General features: G+C 64.1%; 18 protein-coding genes. 8 read left to right on the top strand and 10 right to left on the bottom strand.

Going from position 1 to position 25675, the window contains the following annotated elements; genetic code table 11:
* Positions 1-70: 70 nt before the first annotated feature.
* The 3 genes from RFM68_RS09465 to waaF all read left to right on the top strand — a co-directional run bounded on the left by RFM68_RS09465 (position 71) and on the right by waaF (position 3795).
* Positions 71-1603 carry an acyl-CoA carboxylase subunit beta gene (locus RFM68_RS09465; RefSeq protein WP_320232477.1) on the top strand — a complete coding sequence of 511 codons (1533 nt, stop codon included), beginning with the start codon at positions 71-73 and terminating at the stop codon, positions 1601-1603.
* A 56-nt stretch (positions 1604-1659) separates the two neighbouring features.
* On the top strand, positions 1660-2601 hold the full coding sequence (locus RFM68_RS09460) for a glycosyltransferase (protein WP_320232476.1): 942 nt from the start codon (positions 1660-1662) through the stop codon (positions 2599-2601).
* A gap of 174 nt (positions 2602-2775) precedes the next feature.
* Positions 2776-3795, top strand: a complete 1020-nt coding sequence (gene waaF, locus RFM68_RS09455; RefSeq protein ID WP_320232475.1) for a lipopolysaccharide heptosyltransferase II — start codon at positions 2776-2778, stop codon at positions 3793-3795.
* 169 nt (positions 3796-3964) lie between these two features.
* Here the strand turns inward: waaF and RFM68_RS09450 are convergent, their stop codons facing one another.
* On the bottom strand, positions 3965-5479 hold the full coding sequence (locus RFM68_RS09450; protein ID WP_320232795.1) for an NAD(P)H-hydrate dehydratase: 1515 nt from the start codon (positions 5477-5479) through the stop codon (positions 3965-3967).
* A gap of 347 nt (positions 5480-5826) precedes the next feature.
* Here RFM68_RS09450 and RFM68_RS09445 point away from each other — a divergent pair, with 347 nt between their 5' ends.
* Together RFM68_RS09445 and glnA are read left to right on the top strand one after the other, a co-directional pair.
* The gene (locus tag RFM68_RS09445) at positions 5827-6165 is read left to right on the top strand and encodes a P-II family nitrogen regulator (protein ID WP_018428041.1); all 339 of its coding nucleotides are present in this window, start codon (positions 5827-5829) and stop codon (positions 6163-6165) included.
* A gap of 49 nt (positions 6166-6214) precedes the next feature.
* Positions 6215-7624, top strand: coding sequence for a type I glutamate--ammonia ligase (gene glnA, locus RFM68_RS09440; protein ID WP_140646263.1), 1410 nt, complete (start codon positions 6215-6217; stop codon positions 7622-7624).
* 113 nt (positions 7625-7737) lie between these two features.
* On the opposite strand, the gene RFM68_RS09435 is transcribed toward glnA, so the two are convergent.
* The 4 genes from RFM68_RS09435 to RFM68_RS09420 all read right to left on the bottom strand — a co-directional run bounded on the left by RFM68_RS09435 (position 7738) and on the right by RFM68_RS09420 (position 17899).
* A complete protein-coding gene (locus RFM68_RS09435) occupies positions 7738-9534 on the bottom strand; it encodes a ShlB/FhaC/HecB family hemolysin secretion/activation protein (protein WP_320232474.1) in 1797 nt (598 codons plus the stop codon).
* An 89-nt stretch (positions 9535-9623) separates the two neighbouring features.
* Positions 9624-14858 (bottom strand): beta strand repeat-containing protein, encoded by a 5235-nt coding sequence (locus RFM68_RS09430; protein WP_320232473.1) that lies wholly within the window; start codon positions 14856-14858, stop codon positions 9624-9626.
* A gap of 375 nt (positions 14859-15233) precedes the next feature.
* Positions 15234-17030 (bottom strand): aspartate--tRNA ligase, encoded by a 1797-nt coding sequence (gene aspS, locus RFM68_RS09425; RefSeq protein WP_320232472.1) that lies wholly within the window; start codon positions 17028-17030, stop codon positions 15234-15236.
* A gap of 110 nt (positions 17031-17140) precedes the next feature.
* Complete coding sequence (locus RFM68_RS09420; RefSeq protein WP_320232471.1) at positions 17141-17899, bottom strand: DeoR/GlpR family DNA-binding transcription regulator; 759 nt, start codon at positions 17897-17899, stop codon at positions 17141-17143.
* A 117-nt stretch (positions 17900-18016) separates the two neighbouring features.
* Between RFM68_RS09420 and RFM68_RS09415 the strand changes: the two genes are divergently transcribed.
* Positions 18017-19288 carry an MFS transporter gene (locus RFM68_RS09415; protein ID WP_320232470.1) on the top strand — a complete coding sequence of 424 codons (1272 nt, stop codon included), beginning with the start codon at positions 18017-18019 and terminating at the stop codon, positions 19286-19288.
* Between the two features lie 75 nt (positions 19289-19363).
* Entirely contained in the window at positions 19364-20515 is a 1152-nt protein-coding gene (gene rnd / locus RFM68_RS09410; protein ID WP_320232469.1) for a ribonuclease D, read from the top strand.
* Positions 20516-20528: 13 nt separating this feature from the next.
* On the opposite strand, the gene RFM68_RS09405 is transcribed toward rnd, so the two are convergent.
* The 5 genes from RFM68_RS09405 to RFM68_RS09385 form a co-directional block, all read right to left on the bottom strand.
* Complete coding sequence (locus tag RFM68_RS09405) at positions 20529-20948, bottom strand: MAPEG family protein (protein WP_320232468.1); 420 nt, start codon at positions 20946-20948, stop codon at positions 20529-20531.
* 20 nt (positions 20949-20968) lie between these two features.
* The gene (locus tag RFM68_RS09400) at positions 20969-21517 is read right to left on the bottom strand and encodes a hypothetical protein (protein ID WP_320232467.1); all 549 of its coding nucleotides are present in this window, start codon (positions 21515-21517) and stop codon (positions 20969-20971) included.
* 43 nt (positions 21518-21560) lie between these two features.
* Positions 21561-23063 (bottom strand): IMP dehydrogenase, encoded by a 1503-nt coding sequence (guaB, locus tag RFM68_RS09395; RefSeq protein WP_320232466.1) that lies wholly within the window; start codon positions 23061-23063, stop codon positions 21561-21563.
* A 141-nt stretch (positions 23064-23204) separates the two neighbouring features.
* The gene (locus RFM68_RS09390) at positions 23205-23654 is read right to left on the bottom strand and encodes a PIN domain-containing protein (RefSeq protein ID WP_320232465.1); all 450 of its coding nucleotides are present in this window, start codon (positions 23652-23654) and stop codon (positions 23205-23207) included.
* Positions 23651-23896: a type II toxin-antitoxin system Phd/YefM family antitoxin gene (locus RFM68_RS09385; protein WP_320232464.1), complete on the bottom strand. Its 246-nt coding sequence runs from the start codon at positions 23894-23896 to the stop codon at positions 23651-23653. The genes RFM68_RS09390 and RFM68_RS09385 overlap by 4 nt, the downstream gene beginning before the upstream one ends.
* Positions 23897-24103: 207 nt before the next feature.
* Here RFM68_RS09385 and RFM68_RS09380 point away from each other — a divergent pair, with 207 nt between their 5' ends.
* Positions 24104-25525 carry an MFS transporter gene (locus RFM68_RS09380; RefSeq protein ID WP_320232463.1) on the top strand — a complete coding sequence of 474 codons (1422 nt, stop codon included), beginning with the start codon at positions 24104-24106 and terminating at the stop codon, positions 25523-25525.
* Positions 25526-25675: the final 150 nt, after the last annotated feature.

Below are 25675 nucleotides of genomic sequence, written 5' to 3'. Positions count from 1 at the left end.
TCCAAAAGGCGGCGCTTGCGCTCGCCTGCTGGCATCATTACCACAAGTGCAGCCTGTGCGGAGATCGACCATGAAGGACGTGCTGAAGGAGCTCGAGCGCCGCCGCGAAATCGCCCGCATGGGCGGCGGCAAGGAGCGCATCGAAGCCCAGCACAAGAAGGGCAAGCTGACCGCCCGCGAGCGGATCGAGATCTTGCTCGATGAGGGCTCGTTCGAGGAGTTCGACATGTATGTCGAGCACCGCTCGACCGATTTCGGCATGGAGAAGACCAAGATCGCCGGCGACGGCGTCGTCACCGGCTGGGGCACCGTCAACGGGCGCCCGGTCTATATCTTCGCCAAGGATTTCACCGTGTTCGGCGGCTCGCTGTCGGAAGCGCATGCCGAAAAGGTCATCAAGGTGCAGGAGATGGCGCTGCGCAACCGCGCGCCGATCATCGGCCTCTACGACGCCGGCGGCGCGCGCATCCAGGAAGGCGTGGCGGCGCTCGGCGGCTATGCCGAGATTTTTCAGCGCAACGTGCTTGCCTCGGGCGTCATCCCGCAGATTTCGCTGATCATGGGTCCCTGCGCCGGCGGCGACGTCTACTCGCCCGCCATGACCGATTTCATCTTCATGGTTCGCGACACTTCCTACATGTTCGTCACCGGGCCGGACGTGGTGAAGACGGTGACCAATGAGACGGTGACGGCCGAGAGCCTCGGCGGGGCCAGCGTGCATACCACCAAATCTTCCATCGCCGACGGCGCCTATGACAACGATGTCGAGGCGCTTCTGCAGATGCGCCGGCTGATCGACCTGCTGCCGGCATCCAACACGGCCGAGATCCCGGAGATCGAGTGCTATCAGTCGGTGACGGACCATGACCTGTCGCTCGACCGGCTGATCCCCGACAATGCCAACAAGCCCTATGACATCAAGGAACTGATCCTGAAGGTCGCCGATGAAGGCGATTTCTTCGAGATCCAGCAGAGCTTTGCCAAGAACATCGTCACCGGCTTCGGTCGCGTCGATGGGCGCACGGTAGGCTTCGTCGCCAACCAGCCGATGGTGCTGGCGGGCGTGCTCGATTCCGATGCCAGCCGCAAGGCGGCGCGCTTCGTGCGCTTCTGCGACTGTTTTTCCATCCCTATCGTCACCTTCGTTGATGTGCCGGGCTTCCTGCCGGGCACCGCGCAGGAATATGGCGGGCTGATCAAGCACGGCGCCAAGCTGCTCTTTGCCTATGCCGAGGCGACCGTGCCCAAGATCACCGTCATCACCCGCAAGGCCTATGGCGGCGCCTATGACGTGATGGCCTCGAAGCACCTGCGCGGCGACATGAACTACGCCTGGCCGACGGCGCAGATCGCCGTGATGGGCGCAAGGGGCGCGGTCGAGATCATCTACCGCAAGGACATTGGCGATCCGCAGAAAATTTCTGCACATACAAAGGCTTACGAGGATCGCTTCCTGTCGCCCTTCGTTGCCGCCGAACGCGGCTATGTCGACGAGGTGATCATGCCTCACTCGACCCGCCGCCGTGTCGCGCGGGCGCTGCGCATGCTGCGCAACAAGGACATGCAGAACCCGTGGAAGAAGCACGACAACATTCCGTTGTGAAAAGACCTCCATCAGTCGAAAGGACGGAAAACCGCTAACATGAGCGCGGAGACGAAATGCGAATAACACTTGCGGCCCAGGGCCTTATTCCGTGCAAAGGCTATGGCGGCATCCAACGGCAGGTCGAATGGCTGACCACGGAAATGGTCAAGATGGGGCATAAGGTGACATTGATCGCCGGCCCGGGGTCGTCGCATCCGATGTGCGAGGTCCGCCACGCGGTCACCAATGACGAGTGCCGAGCGGCTGTTCCCAAGGACACTGATATCGTCCATCTCCATGCCTGGAAGGTCGAAGTTCCCTTTCCGACTCTCAATACCGAGCGCGGCCATCTGCCGGATTACCCGAGGCCGCAGCCGAACTGGAGCTTCATCAGCGCCCGCCATGCCGAGCTGCATGGCCGCAAGACCTTCGTCTACAATGGCTTTCCGGTGGACGCTTATCGGCTGGCGGCTTCGAAGAACGACCATCTGTTTTTCATGGCGGCCATCGCGCGGGCCGGAAAGGGCCTCAACCGGGCGGTTGACCTTGCGAAGAAGTATGATTTCAAGCTCGATATCGCCGGCGGTTCGCGCTGGAAGCTGCTTGGCCGCAGCAAGACGCGCCGCGAGGGGGTCTTTTTCAAGAGCTTGTCGTCTCGCTTCCGCTACCACGGCATGGTCGACGGCGACCCGAAGGTGCGCCTGTTGGGCGAAACCAGGGCCTTTCTGAACCCGATTTCCTGGGAAGAGCCTTTCGGCAATGCGCCGGTCGAATCCATGCTGTGCGGTACGCCAGTTTTGACGACGGCGCATGGCGCGCTGCCCGAAACCGTCGATGCCGATACCGGCCGCTTCTTCGACACGGATGAGGAGTTCGCACGCGGTTTCGGCGAAATCGGCGATTTGCCGGCGCAAAGATGCCGCGAATCCGCGGCAGACCGGTTTCCGATCCAGAAGGCTGCAAACGCTTATCTGGAGCTCTACCGCCGCATCCTTGATGGCGAAGCGCTTCCGTGAGAAATCACGCAAGAGCCGGATGATTTCAGGTCGAATCGACCTGAAATCTGAATCCGTCTCTTAATCAAAGAGATAGAGCATGATGTCGCCCGAAAACCGCTTCACACTTTTCGGCATCATGCTCTAGCGTCTATCCTCAGCGGCGGCCGTTCCGGATCGAAAAGGTATCGCGCATTGCGCCCCATCCTGGTTTTCTGCCTGCCGGCGATCGGTGACTTTATCCGCTGCCACGCGGCCATCCAAATCATCGCCGGGAGATTTCCCGGCCAGCCGATCGATATCGTCACCTCGAGGATCGCCGCGCCGCTGGCGCGGTTGATGCCGCATGTTCGCAAGGTCTGGATAGCGGAGAAGCACTGGAAGCCCGGGCTGAAAGAGCGGCTGCGCCTGGCGCGAAAACTGCGCGGAGAAAATTATCAGGCGTCCTATATGCTCACCAGCAGCACCAAGGCCTCCCTGGTGCCGTGGCTTGCCGGAATACCGGAACGCATCGGTTATCCGCGCGAATTCCAGTTCGGCATCGTCAACCGCCTGCCTGCCGGTTGGCTGAAATCGATGATCGCCTTCGGCCCGCGCAAGACGAGGCTTGCCGAACAGGTTTGCGCAGTCGCATGTCGCGGCAAAAAGCCAGCCGAAGACAGACCGTTGCCGGCTCCACGGCTTGTTGTTTCCGCTGAGGAGCTTGCCGGTTGGCGCCAGCGCAACGGCATCGACCCGGCCAGGCCGGTGATTGCCTTCTACACGTCCGATTTTGCCAACAAGCGCTCGTGGCCGATGGAGCGTTTTGTCTCGATCGCGCGCGACCATGTTGCTCGCGGCTGGTCGGTTTGGCTTGTCGGCGGGCCGCGGGAGCGTCAGGCCGCGGCCGAAATAAGGGCTCATTTGCCCGAGGCGATCGATTTTACCTCGACGCCTGATATTGCCGAATCCATGTGCCAGATCGCGGCCTCGACCGTCTTCCTCGGTGTCGACGGCGGCATCTCTCACGCCGCCGGGGCGCTTGGCGGTCCATGCGTGCTCATATACGGTTCGAACCGAGCTTATGTGCACGGTCCGGTGAACGAACAGGTGCTTTTTGTCGAGCCGCCGATTTCGACACCGGGTTGGGTGGAGAACACGCGCGCCGTCAGCGAAGATAGAGTTCGCGAGGCGCTGACGGCAGCGATCCAAAAGAACACGCCGCAATTCACCTGATTTTATCCTTCCGCAACCGCGCCAAAGCCGGCGCCATGTCGCGCGAGCCGTGGCCGCCATGGCGTCGCATGGTTGTTGTCGATGCGCATCTGGAAAAGGAAAATAGGTCGGCGAGCAGAAACCTATGCTCTCGCCAGGACAAAGACCGCGATAAGGAGCCTCAGCCGTCTCATCGGACGGTGCTTTCCATCAATTCGTGGAGAACCGGCACCATAGCCAGAGGCAGATCCTCGGCTATCAAACCCGGCCCAAAACGACTGCCGGCTTCGGCATGAATCCAGACCCCTGCGCAAGCCGCTTCGAATGCCGGCATGCCTTGCGCCAGAAGCCCGGCGATAACACCCGCCAGCACGTCGCCCGAACCGGCGGTGGCGAGCCAGGGCGCGCCGTTGCTGTTGATCGCTGCGCGGCCATCCGGCGATGCGATCACGCTGTCGGCGCCCTTGTAGACGATCACGGCATTGGCGCGCTGTGCGGCGGCGCGCGCCTTGGCCAGTTTCGACAGAGCCTTGTCGCCGGCGATGTCCGCAAACAGCCTGCCGAACTCGCCCTCATGCGGTGTCATGATCAGCGCGGGCGCGTCCGGCTTGCCGGCCGCCTCGAACAGCGTCGAGGCCGCATTGCGAAAAGACGTGATGCCGTCGGCGTCGAGCACAAGGCCCTCGACACCGCCGTCCTTGCGTTTCCTGGCGAGCACGGCAAGGGTGAAATCGCGCGCCTTGTCGCCGATGCCGAAGCCGGGGCCGAGTATAAAGGTCGACGGCCGGCGATCACCGATAAGGTCATGCACGTCCTCTATCGCATCGACCTTGCGCAGCATAATCGAGGTGAGATGCGCAGCGTTGACCTGCATGGCGTTCGCGGGAGAGAGCACGGTGACGGCGCCTGCCCCGCTTCTCGCGGCCGCAAGCGCTGAAAGGCGCGCCGCGCCCGTCGCGGATGGCCCGCCCGAAAAGACGCCGGTATGGCCGCGCTTGTATTTATGCGCGTCGACAGCCGGCACGGGAAAGTTCGCGATCCAGAGTCCGGGTTGGTTCTCGAAGGCTCGCGGCGCGACCTCATCGATAATCTCGTCACGAATGCCGATGTCGGCCAACACGATCTCGCCGCATAGCTCGCGGCCAGGCAAAAGCAGGTGTCCGGGCTTCTTTCGTGCGAAGGTCACTGTGAGGATGGCGCGAAATGCCGAGCCGAGAACCTCGCCGCTGTCGCCGGAAACGCCCGAAGGCAGGTCGATGGCCACCACCGGCAGGTCCAGTTCCGTCACTGCCTGGATTGCTTTGGCGGCATCGCCCGAGATCGGCTTTGACAGGCCGGCTCCATAGAGCGCATCGACCACCAGCGAGCCAGCTTCCGCCTGAAAAACCGACAACGGCCGCCGCTCGATCCGACATTCGGCGGCCGCGAGCGCGGCGTCGCTGCTTGCCCGCTCGCCCGATGTCCACAGCGCCACGTTGACGCCGGCCTCGGCCAGCAGCCGCGCCACGACATAGCCGTCGCCGCCATTGTTGCCGGGCCCACACAGCACGTGCACCCTCGTGGCGGTCGGGTAGCGCGCCAGCACGACGGCTGCGACCGCCTCGCCGGCGCGCTGCATCAATCCGTAGCCATCGAGCGGCCCGGCTGCGATCGCGAGCCTATCGGCTTCGGCCATTTCGGCCGGCGACAGAAGTTCATTGCGCATGGGATTGCCGATCTTCATGCGATCAAGCATTGTCCAGTTTTCGGTTCGAAGCAAACCATCGCGACCACGCATCGTCCTGCAAATGCGGTCGCATCCGAGAGGGGTTCTGCCTGCAAATTGCGCTGCCTGCCCATTTTTTGCGCAGACGTGAGGAGGAGCGATGTATAGGTTTGGGCGTCGATGACGCATCCGATGCAGCGGATGACGCGAATTTGCATCCGAATGCGGCACGGGGTCGAAAACGCCCCTCACCGCCTGCACTCCTCAGGATTGGCACGGTTCGTGCTTGATGGAGGCGCAAGCGGGGCACACAACCCGTCTTCTTGGCAGTGGAGGCCACTTTTTACATGAAAAAGATCGAAGCGATCATCAAGCCATTCAAGCTGGACGAAGTGAAGGAAGCGCTTCAGGAGGCCGGACTGCAAGGCATCACCGTCACCGAGGCCAAGGGCTTCGGCCGCCAGAAGGGCCACACCGAGCTTTACCGCGGTGCCGAATATGTCGTCGACTTCCTGCCCAAGGTGAAGATCGAAGTGGTGCTCGGTGACGAGGCCGTCGAAGGCGCCATCGAGGCTATCCGCAAGGCGGCGCAAACAGGCCGCATCGGCGATGGAAAAATCTTCGTCTCCAACATAGAGGAAGTCGTGCGCATCCGCACCGGCGAGACCGGCATCGACGCCATCTGACCCGAAACTTCAATCCATTCCGGACGTCATCACACAGGGAAGAAATGACATGACGACAGCCAAAGACATCATGAAGCAGATCAAGGACAACGACGTGAAATTCGTCGACCTGCGCTTCACCGATCCGCGGGGCAAGCTGCAGCATGTGACGATGGATGTCGTCGAGGTCGAGGAAGACATGTTCGCCGACGGCGTCATGTTCGACGGTTCCTCGATCGCCGGCTGGAAGGCGATCAACGAGTCCGACATGGTGCTGATGCCGGATACGGATACCGTCCACATGGATCCGTTCTTCGCCCAGTCGACCATGGTCATCCTGTGCGACATCCTCGATCCCGTCTCCGGCGAGGCCTACAACCGCGATCCGCGCGGCACCGCCAAGAAGGCCGAGGCCTATATGAAGTCGGAAGGCATCGGCGACACCATCTATGTCGGCCCGGAAGCCGAATTCTTCGTGTTCGATGACGTCAAGTACAAGGCCGATCCTTACAACACCGGCTTTCGGCTGGATTCGACCGAGCTGCCGTCCAACGACGACACCGATTACGAGACCGGCAACCTCGGCCACCGTCCGCGCATCAAGGGCGGTTATTTCCCGGTGCCGCCGATCGATTCCTGCCAGGACATGCGCTCGGAAATGCTGACCGTGCTCGCCGAGATGGGCGTGCGCGTCGAAAAGCATCACCATGAGGTCGCCGCCGCCCAGCACGAGCTCGGCATCAAGTTCGACACGCTGGTGCGCAACGCCGACAAGATGCTGATCTACAAGTATGTCGTGCACCAGGTCGCCAACGCCTATGGCAAGACGGCCACCTTCATGCCGAAGCCGGTGTTCGGCGACAACGGCTCGGGCATGCATGTCCACCAGTCGATCTGGAAGGGCGGCAAGCCGACCTTCGCCGGCAACGAATATGCCGGCCTGTCGGAGAGCTGCCTGTTCTACATCGGCGGCATCATCAAGCACGCCAAGGCGATCAACGCCTTCACCAACCCGCTTACCAACTCCTACAAGCGGTTGGTGCCGGGCTATGAGGCGCCGGTGCTGCTCGCCTATTCAGCGCGCAACCGCTCGGCCTCCTGCCGCATTCCGTTCGGCAACTCGCCGAAGTCGAAGCGCGTCGAGGTCCGCTTCCCCGATCCGGGCGCGAATCCCTATCTCGGCTTCGCAGCCATGCTGATGGCCGGCCTCGACGGCATCAAGAACAAGATCCATCCTGGACAGCCGATGGACAAGGATCTCTACGACCTGCCGCCGAAGGAATTGAAGAAGATACCGACGGTCTGCGGCTCGCTGCGCGAGGCGCTGCAGAGCCTCGACAAGGACCGCGGCTTCCTGAAGGCCGGCGGCGTCTTCGACGACGACCAGATCGACTCTTACATCGAGCTGAAAATGGCCGAGGTCATGCGCTTCGAAATGACCCCGCACCCGGTCGAGTACGACATGTACTATTCGGTCTAAGGTTCTGATCAAATAGAAAATTCAGCCCTTGGAAGGGAACCCTTCCAAGGGCTTTCATGTGCGCCGCAGCCGGGCTCGACCGCCATTGTCCGGCCTGGCGCAGGCGCCGGGCTTCAATAGGAAATACGCACGTTCGCCGTCAGCGTGGTGTCGCCCGAACGGGTGTCGCCGGCGTCCGCCAGCGCAACGGCGCCAGTCAGGCTGGCGGCGAGATTGGCGCCGATATTGTAGTCGAAACCGACGCCGGTCGCGGCCAGCGTGGTATGGTCCTTGACGGCGAAATCGTAGCCGTGACCAAGATCGACGAACAGGAATGGCGACAGGCCGTCCCTGACCCCCATTCCCGCCCGTGTCAGCGGCGCATAGGTCGGCAGGCGTAGTTCGTTGCGCCAGACCAGGCCGGCATCAGCCGCACCGTCCTCGCTGCCATAGCCGCGCACGGCGTAGAAGCCGCCGAGCGAGAGCCGTTCGGAATCCGGCAGCGCCTGGCCGGCGATCAGCGCGGAAAGCTGGCTCGCCCAGCCAAAACCATGCGTTAGGTCGGTCATGCGGCTGATGTCGACGCCGGCTGTCACATAAGTGTCGTCGTCGACGCGGCCGCCAGTGAAGCTTGTCCAGTCGGCGGCGGTGTTCTTTGAAACCACCCCGCCGGGATTCGCCTTGACTCGGGCGTCGATCGACGTCCTGCCATAAGGATCGCTGAAATCGTCCGACCAGCCGAACACGAGATTGAACAGATTGGCCTCGCCCTTGGCGACGTCGACGCCGGCAAAAGCGGTGGTGCGCTTCAGCCATTTCGGCTCGACGCCGAAATAGATGTCGCCCCAGTAATGGCCGGGCAGGATGTTGGAAATGGCGCTGCGGTAGAGGATCGGCAATTCGAACGTCGTGTTGTCGAAGGAGAACGGCGTGCCGGAGACGAGCTCGTTGGTCTCGACGAAATTGGGCGCGATCGACAGCGCTTGGCGGTCGAAGGTCGGCAGCTCGATGCGCGCCGAATGGCTGAGATAGCCCGGCCTGCCGGTGTCGAGCTTGAACACCTCGCCGTCGTCCCAGAATTCGCCTGACCGGGTGAAGCGATATGACAGCGTCATGTCGTTCAGCATTGGCAGCCACAGTCCGCCGCCTGCCGACCAGCGATCCATGCCCGTCGCCTTGCTACCGGTGTTGGCGTGGGAGCCGAACACCGAGAAGGGCTTGTCCTCGGTGACCTTCAGCGTGATGTCGCTGGCGCCCTTCTCGTCGCCGGGCGCAAACACGCCCTCGACATGACGGAACGGGTTGCGGTTGATCCAGTCGAGGTCCTCCTCAATCGCGCCGGCATCGATGCGCTGGCCAGGTTCCAGCCGCATGCGGCCGGCAAGGTTGCGCTCCAGCGCCGAGCCACCCTCGACATGCACTTGCCCGGCATGGAATTCGACGACGCGCAGGCTGAGCACACCGGAGGTAATCTCCTGCGGCGGCACCGTCACCGAGACAAAGGGAAACCCCGCCCTGCGCCATACGCCGGCCAGTTCGCTCTGCATGCGGGCAATCTGGCCGCGCGTCAGCGGCTTGCCGACATAGGGCGACAGCGCCGCGGTCACCGCTTGCGGAGCGATGCCTGATACTTCGCTGATCGAGACGCCGCGCGGCGCGGTTGCTGGGACCGTCTCGTCCGGCCCGATCAGGCGGACGCCGGCCAGGTTGACGCCGAGCGGCGTGTCGTCGCCCTTGCCGTAATCGGCCGTGCCGATCGTCAACGCAGCAGGTCGTGGCGCCACCGGAGGTGGCAAATTGCGCTCCAGCGCCGACTGTGCCAGCGCCGGCCCCGCCGGCAGCAGCAAGGCCAGCAGCAGCGCGGCTCGTGTGCGGGCGAGAGGGGGTGCGGCGTTCCGCACTGCCGGCTCTGAGACTCGATGCCTCGCCATGGATGCCGCCGCTTGTCCAGCCAGGCTGGCGCCACCCCGCTCCAGTCCCTTGCTTGCCGATCGCACCAACCGACTTCCACTCTTTGGGATCATGGCCTGAAGTCCACGAAGGGGCCGAGACCACGATTGTCCGTATGAACGTAAGGCGTGCAGCCGCCGCCGAGCACGCCGCTTTTGCAAGAGGCGGGAATGGCGTCGCCGGCGTCGTCCAGCACCAGTTGCAACGTCTTGTCGTCCGCCGGCGGTTCGAAGGGGCGGCTGTCGGTAATCTGGACCGGCGTGATCGATAGCACCCCGCCGACGAAGCTCATCGCATAATTGGCGTTAGCTGTGAGCGTGCCCTGGCCGATGGCGTAGTCGCCCACCGCCTCGCCGGGCGCCCGGATGAGCGCGCCGGCAAACACGTTCCCGTCGCTGTCGAACGAAGCGAGGCTGCCGCCAGTCAGCGACCAGGTCAGAGCCGGATCGGGCGCACTTTGCGGCCGCGACTGGCTGTCTGCGGTCACCGTGATAGCGCGCTGGTTCACCGTCAGCATGCCCGGCGTGAACGTCACGGCATAGTTGGCGTTGGCCCCCGTCAGCGCGATGGCGTAGCTGCCGACATCCGAGATCGTCGTGGCAGTGGTGGTCAGCCCGAAACCGGCATGCGCTGGGCTGGCGTCGAAAGAGGCCAGCCCGTCGCCGCCCACCGCGCCGAAGGTCAGCAACGGGTCGGCGTCGCCATAGATGCGGGCGAGATCGTTGGCCGACAGCGCGATCGAACGCTGGTTCACCGTCAGGTCGGCACCTTGGTAGGTCACGGCGTAGTTCGCCGAGGCCGCCAGATCGCCTTGGCCGATGCCATAGGTGCCGACACTGGCGGTCGTCGTCGCCGACGTGACCAATGTCCCGCTCAGCGCATCGCCATTAACCAGGCCCAGGCCGCCGACTGTGTAGGTCAGCGCCGGATTGGTGTCGCCATAGAGCCGCGATTTGGCGTCCGCCGTCACCGTAATACTGCGCTGGCCGATGGTCAGGTCGGCGCCAGCGTAGGTGATCGCATAGTTCGCGTTGTCGAGCGTGCCCTGGTCGATCGCATACGTGCCGACGCTCGAAGCCGCCGTAGCGGTTGTGTCGAGTGAGCCTGACAGCGCGTCGCCGTTGACCAAGCCGAGGTCGCCGACTGTGTAGGTCAGCGCCGGATTGGTGTCGCCATAGAGCCGCGATTTGGCGTCCGCCGTCACCGTAATACTGCGCTGGCCGATGGTCAGGTCGGCGCCAGCGTAGGTGATCGCATAGTTCGCGTTGTCGAGCGTGCCCTGGTCGATCGCATACGTGCCGACGCTCGAAGCCGCTGTAGCGGTTGTGTCGAGTGCGCCTGACAGCGTGTCGCCGTTGACCAAGCCGAGGCCGCCGACTGTGTAGGTTAGCGGCGGATTGGTTTCGCCATAGATCTTCGACTTGACGTCCGCCGTCACAGTGATGGCGCGCGGTGTCACGGTCAGATTGCCCGTATAGACAATGCGGTAGGCGGCGGCGTTCGCGCCGCCGACCGCGGCACCGCTGGCGATGATCGCATAGCTGCCGACGCCGGAAGCCTGTGTCGCCGCCGTGCCGAGTATCCCCGGCGCAGCGACGTAGGCACCGGCCTGCATGCCGTAATATTGCGCACTGAAGGCGGGATCGGCGTCGCCGTAAATGCGCGTCGCGTCGGCCGCCTGGACGCTCATGACGTTGGAAAGTGCGTAGAGCTCGGGATAGTAGGCGGTGGCCGAGCCATTATTCTGACCGACCTGGTTCGGCGGTGCCCAGACATTGGTGAAGTCCCAGCCGGCATAAGTGGTATGGAAGCTCGACAGGTCCTGCATTTGCGCCGTCGTCAGCCCGGTGCCACCGCCGCTGGTCGCCTGGCCCGACGTGTCCATGTCCCAATAGGACGCGTTCACCGTGCCGCCGCCGTCGTAGCCGACAAGGCCGCCAACATCGGTGGCGCCGCTGACCGCGCCGGCGGCATAGGTCTGCGTGATCGTGCCATTGTTGAAGCCTGCAAGACCGCCGACAAATTGCAGGCCAGTGACGCTGCCGGTGGCATAGGACCGCGTGATCGTGCCGGTGCCATTGTTACTGCCGACGAGGCCGCCAACATAAGAGCCACCGGGGCTGCTTACGCCGCCGGTCGAGTAGGTCTGCGTGATTATGCCGGCATTGTAGCCGACGAGGCTGCCGACCCAGCCGGAGCCAGTGACACTGCCGCCAACGATGCCGACATTGGCGATGGCGCCGCCGGTGCTGCCGAACAGCCCGACATAGATGGCCGATGGCCGGTTGATGGCCAGGCCGGCGATGGTGTGGCCCAGGCCGTCGAAGCTGCCGGTGAAGCCGCTGCCGCCGTTGAGGACGAAGCCGGCGCCGTCGGTGCCGATCGGCACGAAGCCGCCGGCGCCCCAGATGCCGGACGTCCTCTGGGTGGCGCTGGCGTCGATGTCTCCGGCCAGCACGTAGCTGCCGGCGAGATTGATGTTCACAAGTTGCAACTCATGCAGATTGGAGATGGTGATCACGCCGCCGACCGGCGTTGCCGCCTCCCAGCGGCCGATGGGGCGCATGCCGCCGGCCTGGTACCAGTCGCTGGCGAAATCGAAACCGACATAGCTCGCGGCGTTGCGCGCCTGCGCCGTCGTCAAGCCGGTGCCACCGACGCTGGTCGCCTGGCCCGACGTGTCCATGTCCCAATAGGACGCGCTCACGGTGCCGCTGCTGAGAGGGGAACCGACGAGGCCGCCAAGGTTGCTGGAGCCGCTGACCGCGCCACTGGCCCAGGTCTGTGAGATCGTACCGCCATTATTGTTCCAGCCGACGAGGCCGCCGACATCGCTGGTGCCGCTGACGGCGCCGGTGGCATAGGACTGGCTGATGGTGCCTTCATTTTCGCCTACAAGGCCGCCGACATAGGTGCCGCCGCTGATGGCGCCGTTGGCATAGGACCGGCTGATCGCGCCTTGGTTGATGCCGACGAGACCGCCGACCCACGAGCCTGAACTGCTGACGCTGGCGGTGGACCAGCTCTGCGTGATCGTGCCTTGATTCCAGCCGACGAGGCTGCCTGCGGGGCTGTTGCCAGTGATGCTGCCGCCGAGGAGGCCGACATTGCTGACCGATCCGGTCAACCCGAGATTGCCGAACAGCCCGGCACGGCCGGCCGTTGGCCGGTTGATGGTGAGGCCGGAGATGGTGTGGCCGGCACCGTCGAAATTGCCGACGAAGCCGCCGCCGAAGCCACCGATCACGTTACCCGTCACGTCGGTGCCGATCGGTCTGAAGCCGGCGCCGGCGTTCCAGTTGGCGGTGCCGCTGGCGTCGATGTCGCTGGCAAGCTTGTAGCTGACGGAGAGCGTGGCGACGGATGAACCGATGCCTTGCAGGCCGTAGACATCGACCAGCGTGTAGGGATTGCCGCCCGAGCCGGTGCCGCCGGTGGCGCGCAGGAACGTGCCGCCGGCGATGCGGAAGTCGGCGGCTTCGAAGCCGGGCAGGCTGGCATTGTTCTGCACCCAGTTGCCGGCGGCCAGCGTGAAACGGCCAAGCGACAGCGCGCCGGTCGCGCCGATCGAACTGCCGGCGTTGAGCGTCAGCCCGCCTAGGCTGGCGGTGATGTCGGCATTGAGCGCGATCGACCCCGCCGCCTGCAGGGTAAGCGTCGCACTGCTCGCCCAGCTCAGCGCTGCTGCAACGGTGATATTGCCGGCCTGCGTACCGCTTGCACCGGTCGAGACTGTGACGTTGGCCAGCGCCAGGGCATTTTGCAACGTGCCGATGTTAATGAAGCTGTCGTCGCCGGTGGCGGTGAAGCCGGATTGGTTAAAGTCGCCTGCCGCGGAAATGGTGATGTTGTAGGGATCGAGCAGCAGCGTGCCGAATAGGCCGCTGTCGGCTCTGAGATCCGCCGTGCCGGTGTAAGCGAGCAATGCCTTGCCGGAGACCTCGGCATCGCCGCCCTGGCTGACGCCGGTGGCCGAGATGGTGCCGGCAAAGGATGCCTCATCGTCGGCCCAGACGACGACCTTGCCGCCGGCGCCGGTCGTGCCATTGGCCCTGATCGTAGCTTCTGCCGCGACATCGGTCTGCGCCGTCGTGCCGACAGGCGCGGTCCAATAATTGGTCGCGGCGTCCTTGCCGCCCTGATAGTCGCCGCCGAGCAGGATGAGGCCGCCATCCGTGCCGCTGGCGTCGAGGCTGGCGGTGGCGGTGACATCGAGCTTGTCCTTGGCCACGGCGATGATAGCGCCGCCGGCAGCGCCGCCGCCCGCCGCATCGATGGCGCCACCGAGGCTGACGCTACCGCCGGTAATGTGAACTTCGCCGCCGCTGAAATCCGGCCTTGCCTCGGGCAACGGCACGCTGTCCGGCAGGGCCGCCACTGCGGCTCTGGTCTGCTGCGTCGCTGCACGCCGCGCCACGACGCGCTGCGTGACTGTGACCGAGCCGCCCTCGCCAGCGGTGAGGAAAATGCGGCCGCCGCTCTTCTTGACGCCCGTCGCCTTGATGATGCCCTTGGTGTTGCCGGCCAGCGCCTGCACCGAGCCGCCATTGGCGCGCAATTCGACTTCCGCAGCGCGGATGATGCCGGAGTTGACGACCTCGGTGTCGGCGCCGCCGACCTTGACGGCGAACTTGCCGTCGGCAAGCGAAGTGTCGCGCAAAAGCACTTCGTAGCCGCCGAGCAGGCCGACACTACCGCTAGGCGTATCGATGGTACCGGAATTCTCGACCCGCCGCGCCGTCAGCACCACGTCGCCGGTCTGCGCGGCGATGCTGCCCTGGTTGACCACGGACGCCTTGCTGTCGCCCTTCAGCGTCAGGTCGCCGCCGTCGAGGAAATCGCTGTCGCTGACATCATGGGTGGAGGCGACGAACGAGCCGCCGGTGCGCACCATGCCGCTGGTGCCGATTGCGACGCCGGCAGGATTGATCAGATAGACCGAGCCGGTCGCGGTTAGCGAGCCATCGATCGACGACGGCAGATTGCCGGTAACGCGGTTGAGCGTGGCGCCGGAGCCGTTCTCGAAATGCGCGGTGGCGCCGCCACCGATGGAAAAGCTCTGCCATGAGATGATGGCATTCTGGGAGCTTTGGTTGATGAGCACGCCGGAGGGCGAGGTGGCTATACTGGCTTGGCCCGAAGTGACGGCGCCGCCGGCAGGAACCGATTGCGCCAGGGCGGGGGGAGATAGCGCGGCACTCGCGCCGATCACCAGCGCCAGCAGCGAGGTGTCGGCCAGGAGCGAGCGGCGCACTGAGGCAGGGATGCGAGGCTGTGCGGCCCCGGTGCCATCGATCTTTCTCACGAACGCACCGCCCCCAAGGCCTGCAACCCAAGGTTCAAATAGATATGGCTTTGCGCGACCTGTCAATCTGAGCGGCGAGCCGATTTACCGAGCTTGCTGCGGAGCCAGCGCTTGCGTAACTCTCGTCCCCGCTCAAGTAGCGCTCAACAATCGAGCGCTTCTCAATCTCGCTGAATCTGGACATGCAAAACCCCCGAAGGTTGTGTCCAACTTTCGGGGGGTCAGTTCATGCCGGGGTTCTTGCCAGAGCAGGTCTTCGGAGGGACTTGGCTATCCGGCAAGCTCGTGGGGCCCTGCCCTGCCGCACGCCAAGGTGGTCGCGGCGCTCAAATCGCGCGGCGTCATCGGGAGGAAAGTGAGGCTCGGCTCTGAGGCCTAGCCTTCCTTCTTCGCCACCGCGACGCGCAGCGACAGCTCGCGCAGCTGCTGCGGGGTCGCTTCGGAAGGCGCGCTCATCAGCAGGTCGTAAGCCTGCTGGTTCATCGGGAACATGGTGACCTCGCGCAGGTTCTTGGCGCCGACGAGCAGCATGATGATACGATCGATGCCGGCCGCCATGCCGCCATGCGGCGGGGCGCCATACTGGAAGGCGCGGTAGAGACCGCCAAAGCGGTCTTCCACCGTCGCGCGGTCCAGGCCGACCATCTCGAAAGCCTTGACCATGGTTTCCGGCAGGTGGTTGCGGATGCCGCCGGACGCGATCTCGAAGCCGTTGCAGACCGTGTCGTACTGGAATGCCTTGATGCCGAGCGGCTCCTGGCCGTTGAGCGCGTCGATGCCGCCCTGCGGCATGGAGAACGGATTATGGGCGAAGTCGATCTTCTTCTCGTCCTCGTTCCATTCGAAGAACGGGAAGTCGACGATCCAGCAGAGCTCGAACCGCTCGCGATCGACGAGGTTCAGCTCCTCGCCGGCACGCGTGCGCGCGGCGCCCGCGAAGATGACGAACTTCTTGGGGTCGCCAGCGACGAAGAACGCGGCATCGCCGTCTGCCAGGCCGAGCTGCTGGCGGACCGCTTCCGTGCGTTCCTCGCCGATGTTCTTGGCGAGCGGACCGGCGCCTTCGAGCTTGTCGCCCTCCTTGCGCCAGAAGATATAGCCCAGTCCCGGCTGGCCCTCGCCCTGCGCCCAGGAATTCATGCGATCGCAGAAGGCGCGGCTGCCACCGGTCTTGGCCGGAATGGCCCAGACCTCGGCCTTCGCATCGTTGGCCAGAATGTTGGCAAACACCTTGAAGCCGGAATCGCGGAAATGATCCGAGACCGCCTGCATCTCGATCGGGTTGCGCAGGTCCGGCTTGTCGGTGCCGTAGGTGCGCATCGCCTCGTCATAGGGAATGCGGCGGAATTTCTGGGTCACCGGCTTGCCGGCGGCGAAAGTCTCGAAGACGCCGCGAAGCACCGGCTCCATCGTGGAGAGCACGTCGTCCTGCTCGACAAAGCTCATTTCGAGGTCGAGCTGGTAGAATTCGCCCGGCAGGCGGTCGGCGCGCGGATCCTCGTCGCGGAAGCAGGGCGCGATCTGGAAATAGCGGTCGAAGCCGGAGACCATGATCAGCTGCTTGTACTGCTGCGGCGCCTGCGGCAGCGCATAGAAGGTGCCGGGATGTATGCGCGACGGTACCAGGAAGTCGCGCGCGCCTTCCGGCGACGAGGCGGTCAGGATCGGCGTCGAGAACTCCGTGAACCCGACCTCGCCCATGCGCTTGCGCATCTCGGCGATGATCTTGGTGCGCGCCATGATATTCCGGTGCAGCGTGTCGCGGCGCAGGTCGAGGAAGCGGTATTTCAGACGGATGTCTTCCGGATAATCCGGCTCGCCGAACACCGGCAAAGGCAGCTCCTTGGCGGCCGACAGCACTTCGATCTCGCGCGCGAAAATCTCGATCTCGCCGGTCGGCAGGTTGGCGTTTGTGGTCTCCGGCAGACGCGCCTTGACCTCGCCGTCGACGCGGATCACCCACTCGCCGCGCAACGTCTCGGCAACCTTGAAGGCCGGCGAATCCGGATCGGCGACGATCTGGGTCAGGCCGTAGTGGTCGCGCAGGTCGATGAAGAGCAGTCCGCCATGGTCGCGCACGCGATGCACCCAGCCCGACAGGCGGACGGAATTGCCGACGTCGCTCTTTCTCAACTGGGCACAGGTGTGGCTGCGGTAACGATGCGTGGTCATGGGTAAAGTCCGGAAATTGCGGGCATCGGCCCGGCTTGAAAATTGGCGCGAAAAGCGCATGAGAGGCACGCTTTGTCAAGGCAAGCGGTCACACTCGGCCATGCCGGATATCAGGCCAGGTGGATTTGCGCGCCGAAGTGTTCGAAATCGGCGAGGACGGCTGGAGGCGCTGTCTTTTCCACCACGAGATGGCGGATCGCGCCCGCTCCCGCGACACGATAGGGTGCCGCGGTGGCGAGCTTGTCGTTGGTTACGGCAATCACGATGCCGGCGCTGTTCCGGGCCATGGCGCGCTTCACCTCGGCCTCGGCCGAATCGAAGGCGGTGATGCCGCGCGCAACATCCAGACCGCAGGATCCGAGAAAGAACAGATCGGCGCCGAGCTGCGCCACGGCGGCGAGCGTATCGGCGCCGACGCAGGTGCCAAGATCGGGCACATAGCGGCCGCCGAGCACGATCAGTTCGACAAGCGGAAGGTCCGCAAGCGCCGAGGCGACGCCCAGCGAATTGGTGGCGACGGTCAGTTCGATGTCGCGCGGGATCGCCCTGGCGATCGCCTCGTTGGTCGTGCCGCCGTCGATGAACAGCGACTGCCCCGCGGCGAGCAGACCAACCGCCGCCTTGGCCAGGCGCGTCTTCTCCTCCACCGCATGACGGCTGCGCTGGCTGAGCGCCGCGGCGGCAAAGGGCGCCGCGGCGACGGCGCCGCCGTAGACGCGGCGCAACTGCCCGGCCTTGGCGAGTTCCCTGAGATCGCGGCGCACCGTGTCTTCCGAGACGCGGAAACGGCTGGCGAGCTCGCCTGCCAGCACTTTTCCGTCCGCCGCAAGCCGGTCGCGAATGAGTTGGTGCCGTTCCTCGGTGAGCATGCACGATCCTATTTCTTTGTGCACGTTATTGCATGTTTTGCCTGTTCGTGCAAGAAACAGGACCGCCGACGGACATGAGGGGCCGTCCGCCAAAATCTCCTTATTTGGATTGCCGTGATGACCCTTGGCCTGAAACTCGCCCCCCAGCACCGCGTCTATGCCGGCTTCGCGATCTATTCGTTTGCCATGGGCAATATCTTTCCGCGCCTGCCCGACATCAAGCATGCCATGGGAATCGAGGACGGCACGCTCGGACTCGCCCTGATCGGGACGCCGATCGGCACCCTGATTGCGCTGACGCTGGCGACACCGATCCTGGAGCGTGTCGGCTTTCGCCGCGCGCTGCTCTTGCTGGTGCCGCTGCTCGCGATTGCCTATGCCGTCGCGGTGCATGCGCCCGGCCCGGCCGCCCTGTTTGTGATGCTGCTTCCGGTCGGACTGGTGATTGGCAGCGTCGAGATCATCTTGAACGTCGAGGCCGACAGGACCGAGTTCCTGCTCCAGCGCCGCATCATGAACCGGGCGCATTCGTTCTGGAGCATCGGCTTCTTCGGCGCCGGGCTGTTCGGCGGCGCGCTAGCGCATCTCGGCCTGTCGGCTCAATTGCATCTGGCGCTGGTCGTGCCGATGGTGGCGGTTGCGACGGCGCTGTTCCTCGCAGGCTTCGAACCGGCGCCTGCCCGTTTCGCCGCGACCAGCGACAAGCCGCCTATGTTTGCCCGGCCGACCCTGCCGATCCTCATCCTCGTCGCGGTAACGCTGTCGGCAATGCTGATGGAAGGCGCCAGCATGGACTGGTCGGCGATCTATATGCGCACCGTGTTCGAAGCGGGCCCGTTCGTTGCCGGGATCACAGTGGCGCTGTTCGCCTTCTCGCAGGCGACGACTCGCTTCTTCGCCGATAGCTTCGTCGACCGCCATTCGCCGAGCGGCGTGGCGCGTGTGCTGTTGGCGACAATGGCGGCCGGCGTGTTCATCGTCTTCTTCTCGCCCCTGCCCTTCATCTCGATGCTGGGCTTTGCGCTGATGGGCATCGGTTGCAGTGCCATCTTTCCGCTGGCGATTTCGGCGGCAGCGCAGATGACGGATCGCTCCGCCGCGATCAACGTCGCCGCATTGTCGCAGATATCCTTCGTCGCCTTCCTGCTCGGCCCGCCGCTGCTCGGCTTCGTCTCCGACCACTGGGGTATTCGCTCGGCCTATGGCGTCGGCATACCGTTCATCGTGCTCAGCCTGGCGGCCGCTAGCGCGCTCGGCCGACGGTCACCGGGTCGAGCGTCGGGTGCGCCGGAGCTGCCGGACGGCGAATGGAAACCCCGGCCGGCCAGGCCTGAACAGCCGCGTCCGGGCCTGCCGGAATTGCCAAGACGCGAACGTAGCGGTGCGTGACCACGTCGCGACGCTTGACGAAAGCACGCGCGGCTGAAATTGAAAGGGACCTAATACTCTGCCAAAAGCGATTTGATGCACGTCATCACCACTCAAGAAGAACTCGAGAGCGTCGTCGCGGCGTTCGAAAAGTCGGAATTCGTTACCGTCGATACCGAATTCATCCGCGAGACGACCTTCTGGCCGATCCTTTGCCTGATCCAGATCGCCGCGCCTGGGATTGAGGCGCTTATCGATCCGTTGTCGCCCGGTATCGACCTGAAGCCGTTTTTCCGGCTGATGGCCAACGAAGCGGTGCTGAAGGTCTTCCACGCGGCACGCCAGGACATCGAAATCATCGTCCATCTCGGCGACCTGGTGCCGCATCCGGTGTTCGACACACAGGTGGCGGCTATGGTCTGCGGCTTCGGCGACAGCGTTTCCTATGACCAGCTCGTCCAGAAGGTCACCGGAGCCCGGCTGGACAAATCCTCGCGCTTCACCGACTGGCGGCACCGGCCGCTCTCCGATAAGCAGCTCGAATACGCACTCGCCGACGTCACCCATCTGATCGAGGTCTACCAGCATCTCAGCGCCGAGCTGAAGCGCGAGGACCGCGCCCACTGGCTGAACGAGGAGATGGATGTTCTCACCTCGCGCGAGACCTACGATCCGCATCCCGAGGATGCCTGGAAGCGGCTGAAGATGCGGCTGCGCAAGCCGCAGGAGCTGGCGATCGTGCAGGCCGTTGCCGCCTGGCGCGAGCGCGAGGCGCGCGAGCGCGACGTGCCGCGCGGCCGGGTGCTCAAGGACGATGCGATCTACGAGATCGCGCAGCAGGCGCCGCGCGATATGGCGGCACTCGGCAAGCTGCGCACGACGCCGAAAGGCTGGGAACGCTCCGCGACCGCAACCGCGCTGCTTGGCGCGGTCAACACGGCGCTGGCACTGCCCAAGGACGCGATGCCGAAACTGCCGAAAAGCGTGCAGCCGCCCGAGGGATCGAGCGCGGCGGCGGAACTGCTCAAAGTGCTGCTCAGGATCGTCGCCGAGAAGGAAGGCGTCGCCACCAAGGTGCTTGCCTCCAGCGACGATATCGACCGTATAGCCGCCGAGGGCGATGAAGCCGACGTGCAGGCGCTGCAAGGCTGGCGGCGTGCCGTTTTCGGCGAGCAGGCGCTAAGGCTGGTGCGCGGCGAGATCGGCATCAAGTTCGACAAGCGCAGGATCGCGGTGTTCGATCTGTAGACGCCGCCCCGCTTCACACCGCCCCGAGCAGGTGGAATGCGAACCAGATCCAGGCGACGAGAAGTATGCCGCCGCCAAGGAAGAAGGTGCGGCTGCGGTGCAGCACATAGTTTCTGTTGAGATGCACCCAGGCGTGAATATAGCGCGTGACTATGAACAGCCACATCAGCGCCAGCGTGAGATAGTTCACGCCGTTAGTGACGAACAGCGCCAGGCACAGCACATGGAAGAGAGCCGGCAGCTCGAACTGGTTTATCAAATTGTTGGCAACGGTGACGCTCGAGGCCGGTTCGGTCGAGCGGACCTTATACTGGCTGATCCTGGCCTCGCCTGACTTCACGGCTTCATAGCGCCGCTTCAGCATCACCAGATAGACGATGTAGACCAGGAGCACATGCGCCAGCATCGGCCAGAAGATGGCGGTCTGGTGCATTTGTCCGTCCCCTCCTTCTGTCAGCGCCGCCGCTGTCCGGCCAGCGCGAACACCGCGATGACGAAGAATGGGATCGCCAGCAACGCGAATTTGGTGACGGTCAGAAAAGAGGCGAACGCCAGAGAATCGGGATTGGCCGACTGAAAATCGGACAACAGCCGCGCGACGGCGAGGTTCTGGGCATAGTCGGCGATCGTGTAGGGCAGCACCAGCACAAGCGAGAACAAAGCCTGCACCTGCACCGGCATGGCGCGGAAAGTGCTGAGCCGCCGGCCGAAGGCAAGAATGAGGCTGACCAGCGTGAGCGACAGCAGCGCCGGGAACAAAAGGTCGAAGGTCAGGTAGTGCCAGACGATGATGATCTCGCCGCCGCGCCGGCCAAGCGCGGTCAGCCACGCCATGCCGTCATCGGGCGTGAAGCCGGCGACACGTATGTCGAGCGAGGCCAGGCCGCCGCTCAAGCGCTGGAAATAGAAAAACTCCAGCGTCGTCATGACAAGGAAAAGCGCAATCGAGGCGATGGAGAGCGCTGCCGCGTGACGCGACAGCCGCAGCACCGCCACACTCAAGCCACGCCACAGCCCCTGGCGGTCGGACTGATCGGCCTCCCGATCAAAGTCCGCCCGGGTAATTGGGGCTTTCGCGGGTGATCGTGACGTCATGGGCGTGGCTTTCACGAAGTCCGGCGTTGGATATGCGCACAAAAGTGGCGCGCTCGCGGAAATCTGCAAGGTCACGTCCACCCACATAACCCATAGCGGCTTTCAGGCCGCCCGCAAGCTGGTGCAGCACGCCAGCCACAGGTCCTTTGTAGGGAACCTGCCCTTCAATGCCTTCCGGAACCAGTTTCAGCGTGTCGCGGACCTCGGCCTGGAAGTAGCGATCCGCCGAGCCGCGCGCCATGGCACCGACCGAGCCCATGCCGCGGTAAGCCTTGAAGGAGCGGCCCTGGTGCAGATAGACCTCGCCCGGGCTCTCGTCGGTGCCGGCAAGCAGCGAGCCGATCATGGCGGCACTTGCGCCCGCGGCGAGCGCCTTGGCGAGATCGCCCGAATATTTGATGCCGCCATCGGCAATGACGCTCACGCCGGCCTTGCTGGCCGTCTCGACCGCCGACATGATCGCCGACAATTGCGGGACGCCGACGCCGGCGACGATTCTGGTGGTGCAGATCGAACCCGGGCCGATGCCGACCTTGACGGCGTCGGCGCCGGCGTCGATCAGCGCCCGAGTGCCGTCGGCGGTGGCGACGTTGCCGGCAAGGATGCGCACGGAGTTGGACAGCTTCTTTGCCCGCGCCACCGCGTCCAGCACGCGCTGCGAATGGCCGTGCGCGGTGTCGATGACCAAAAGATCGACGCCGGCGTCGATCAGGCGCTCGGCGCGCTCGAAGCCGTCATCGCCGACGCTGGTAGCCGCGGCGGCGCGCAGGCGGCCTTGGGCGTCCTTGGTGGCATGAGGGTTGAGCTGCGACTTCTCGATGTCCTTGACGGTGATCAGGCCAACGCAATTGCCCTTCCTGTCGACCACCACCAGCTTCTCGATGCGGTGCTTGTGGAGCAGGCGCTTGGCCTCGTCCTGGTCGACGTTCTCCTTGACCGTGATCAGGTTCTCACGGGTCATCAGCTCGTAGACCTTCTGCGCCGGATCGGAGGCAAAGCGCACGTCGCGGTTGGTGAGGATGCCGACCAGCCGGCCGACCGTGTGGCCGCCGGTGCCGCCATTCTCGACCACCGGAATGCCGGAAATGGCATTGCCGCGCATCAGCGTCAACGCGTCGGCGAGCGTGGCGTCCGGGCCGATGGTGACCGGGTTCACGACCATGCCGGATTCGAATTTCTTCACCTGCCGGACCTGCTCGGCCTGCTCGGCCGGCGTAAGGTTGCGGTGGATGACACCGATGCCGCCGGCCTGCGCCATGGCGATCGCCAGCCGCGCCTCGGTGACGGTGTCCATGGCGGCCGACAGGATCGGCACGTTGAGGTCGATGTCGCCGGCAATGCGCGTGCGGATGTCGGTCTCGCCCGGCATGAACTCGGAATGGCCGGGCTGCAGGAGCACGTCGTCGAAGGTCAGCGCCAGCGCGCCGGTGGACGTTTCGATGATTTTTGCCATGGCCAGTCCTTTTGAATGCGGAAAAGGCGCTGGGCCAAGATGGCCAGCGCCGACTCTGATCTTCCCTTTCAGGATTGGCGCTGGCTGGTAACACGTCCCGGATTGGAAGAAAAGCGGATCGTTGCGCGACGCGCCGGGTTCCTATTCGACGTCAAGCAGAGCATCGAACAAAGCATGTCGCGGCGACGCAAATGGGTTGACGACGGTTACGCCGCCCCAAGTGAAGCCATCTTGAAGGTCCTCGGACAAAAGGAGCCGGCAACCCGTTTGCGAGGCGGCGCAAAGAATGACTGCATCCCAGATGCCAAAATGGTGATCGGCGGCCAGGTCGGCTGCCATCATCATCATTTCGGGCGTCGTTGCGGTAACCGGAAACGCATCCCGCCAACTCAAGAGCGCGTCCCGAGCTATTTCCCGCGATCGCCCGGCCTTGCGGACAAGCACATTGTACAGTTCACCCAGCACCTGAATCGGAACGATGGCAATCTCTTGTGGAACGCTGCGCAACAGTTCGAGAACGATATCGCGTTTTTCAGCGCTGTTGACCCCTTCCGCGTAGGCGAGGATGTTGGTGTCGAGTGCGACCTTCACCGGTCGTCCTCGTAAAGCTCGTCGCGTGTCCAGTGTCCGGCAACCGCGATCGGCTGCCGTTCCAACCGCGATAACAATGCCGCGCGCGAGCGGGCGGCCACGCCCTCGTGCTTCTCGGCAGGCACTATCCGAGCCACCGGCCGCCCATGGCTGGTCACGACGTAGCTCTGGCCCTCACGCACCTCGCGCAGGATATGAGAGAATCTGCGATTAGCATCGGCAGCCGATACGGCTTCATCCACGATTGCACCTATTTGTAGTTATTTTCACTACAATAGCGATAGAGCTTCTATTCATCAAGCACCGCGGGCAGCCACCAGGGGTTGCGGTCGCACAAAAGTAACAGCAATTTAATACGACATCCGGGCCAATGCGTGATAACCGCCCCAGCGTGCCGGCTCGCCCCCAAGCCAGGCTCAAGATTCGCGAAGACAAGTCAGGGCGCTCCCTTGAACCGCATCATTCCGCTCATCCTGGCGGTCGCACTTTTCATGGAGAACATGGATTCGACCGTGATCGCGACGTCGCTGCCGGCGATCGCCATCGACATCCACACCAGCCCGATCGCGTTGAAGCTGGCGCTGACGTCCTATCTGGTGTCGCTGGCGATCTTCATTCCGATCAGCGGCTGGATGGCCGACCGGTTCGGAGCCAAGAACGTGTTTCGCGCCGCGATCGGCGTCTTCATTGCCGGCTCGGTCGCCTGCGCCTTCGCCAATTCGCTGCCGGCCTTCGTGGTGTCGCGCTTCCTGCAAGGCATCGGCGGCGCGATGATGACGCCGGTCGGGCGCCTGGTGCTGGTGCGCGCCACGCCGAAGAGCGAGCTGGTCGCCGCAATGTCCTGGCTGACGGTGCCGGCACTGGTCGGGCCGCTGGTCGGGCCGCCGATCGGCGGCTTCATCACCACCTATTTCACCTGGCACTGGATTTTCCTGATCAACGTGCCGATCGGGCTCATCGGCATGTGGCTAGCCACGCGCTTTTTGCCGCAAACCGAGCCGGCCGAGACGCCGCCGCTCGATTTCCCCGGCTTCGTGCTCTCGGGGCTCGCCGCTTCCGGCGTCGTCTTCGGCCTTTCCGTCGTCAGCCTGCCGGCGCTGCCGCCAATGGCCGGCTTCATCACGGTGGCTGTCGGCGTGGTCTCGGGCGTGCTCTATCTTATCCATGCGCGCCGTGCCAGGAATCCGCTGCTGGCGCTGGAACTGTTCCGCAACCAGGTGTTCCGGTCCTCGGTGCTCGGCGGCTCGCTGTTTCGCATCGGTATCGGCGCGGTGCCGTTCCTTTTGCCGCTGATGTTCCAGATCGGTTTTGGACTGACGCCGTTCCAGTCCGGCATGATCACCTTCGTTTCGGCGATCGGCGCCATCGGCATGAAGTTCGTTACCGCGCTGCTCTTCCGCCTCGCCGGCTTCCGCCGGGTGCTGATCTGGGGCTCGCTGATCGCGGCCGGCTCGATTGCCATCTACGGCCTCTTCACGCCGCAGACGCCTTATGCGCTGATGCTTGCGATACTGCTGGTCGGCGGCTTCATCCGCTCGATGTTCTTCACCGGCGTCAATGCGCTCTCCTATGCCGAGATCACGCCCGCCGACACCAGCAAGGCGACGCCGATCACCGCGGTCTTTCAGCAATTGTCGATCGCGCTCGGCGTGGCGCTGGCCGGCGGCATCCTCGAAGTGTCGACCTCTATCCATGGCGGGCCGCTGACCTTGAGCGACTTCCACATCGCCTTCTTCATCGTGGCGGCGGTCTCGGCTGCAGCGTCGATCACCTTCATGCGGCTGGCGCCGGAAGCGGGCAATGCCGTCTCGGGCCATGGCCGGCTGACGACGCCAAAGACGCTGGAGACGGTGGGGACTGCGGGGAAATGAGCGCCTTTCCCTTCTCCCCTTGTGGGCTAGCGTGCGCACACATTTGCTTCGTGTTTGATGTCAAGGGGATGTCGCGTTGGCTGTGTTGGGGGTTGAAGGGCTGGAATCGTATGTGATTCTGTAGTTGCCATTGTTGATTCGGGAGGTTTC

The organism is Mesorhizobium montanum (assembly GCF_033977145.1).
Lineage (GTDB): Bacteria > Pseudomonadota > Alphaproteobacteria > Rhizobiales > Rhizobiaceae > Mesorhizobium > Mesorhizobium montanum.
The sequence above is the reverse complement of the archived record's forward strand: the minus strand, read 5'-3'. Positions and strand labels throughout refer to the sequence as shown.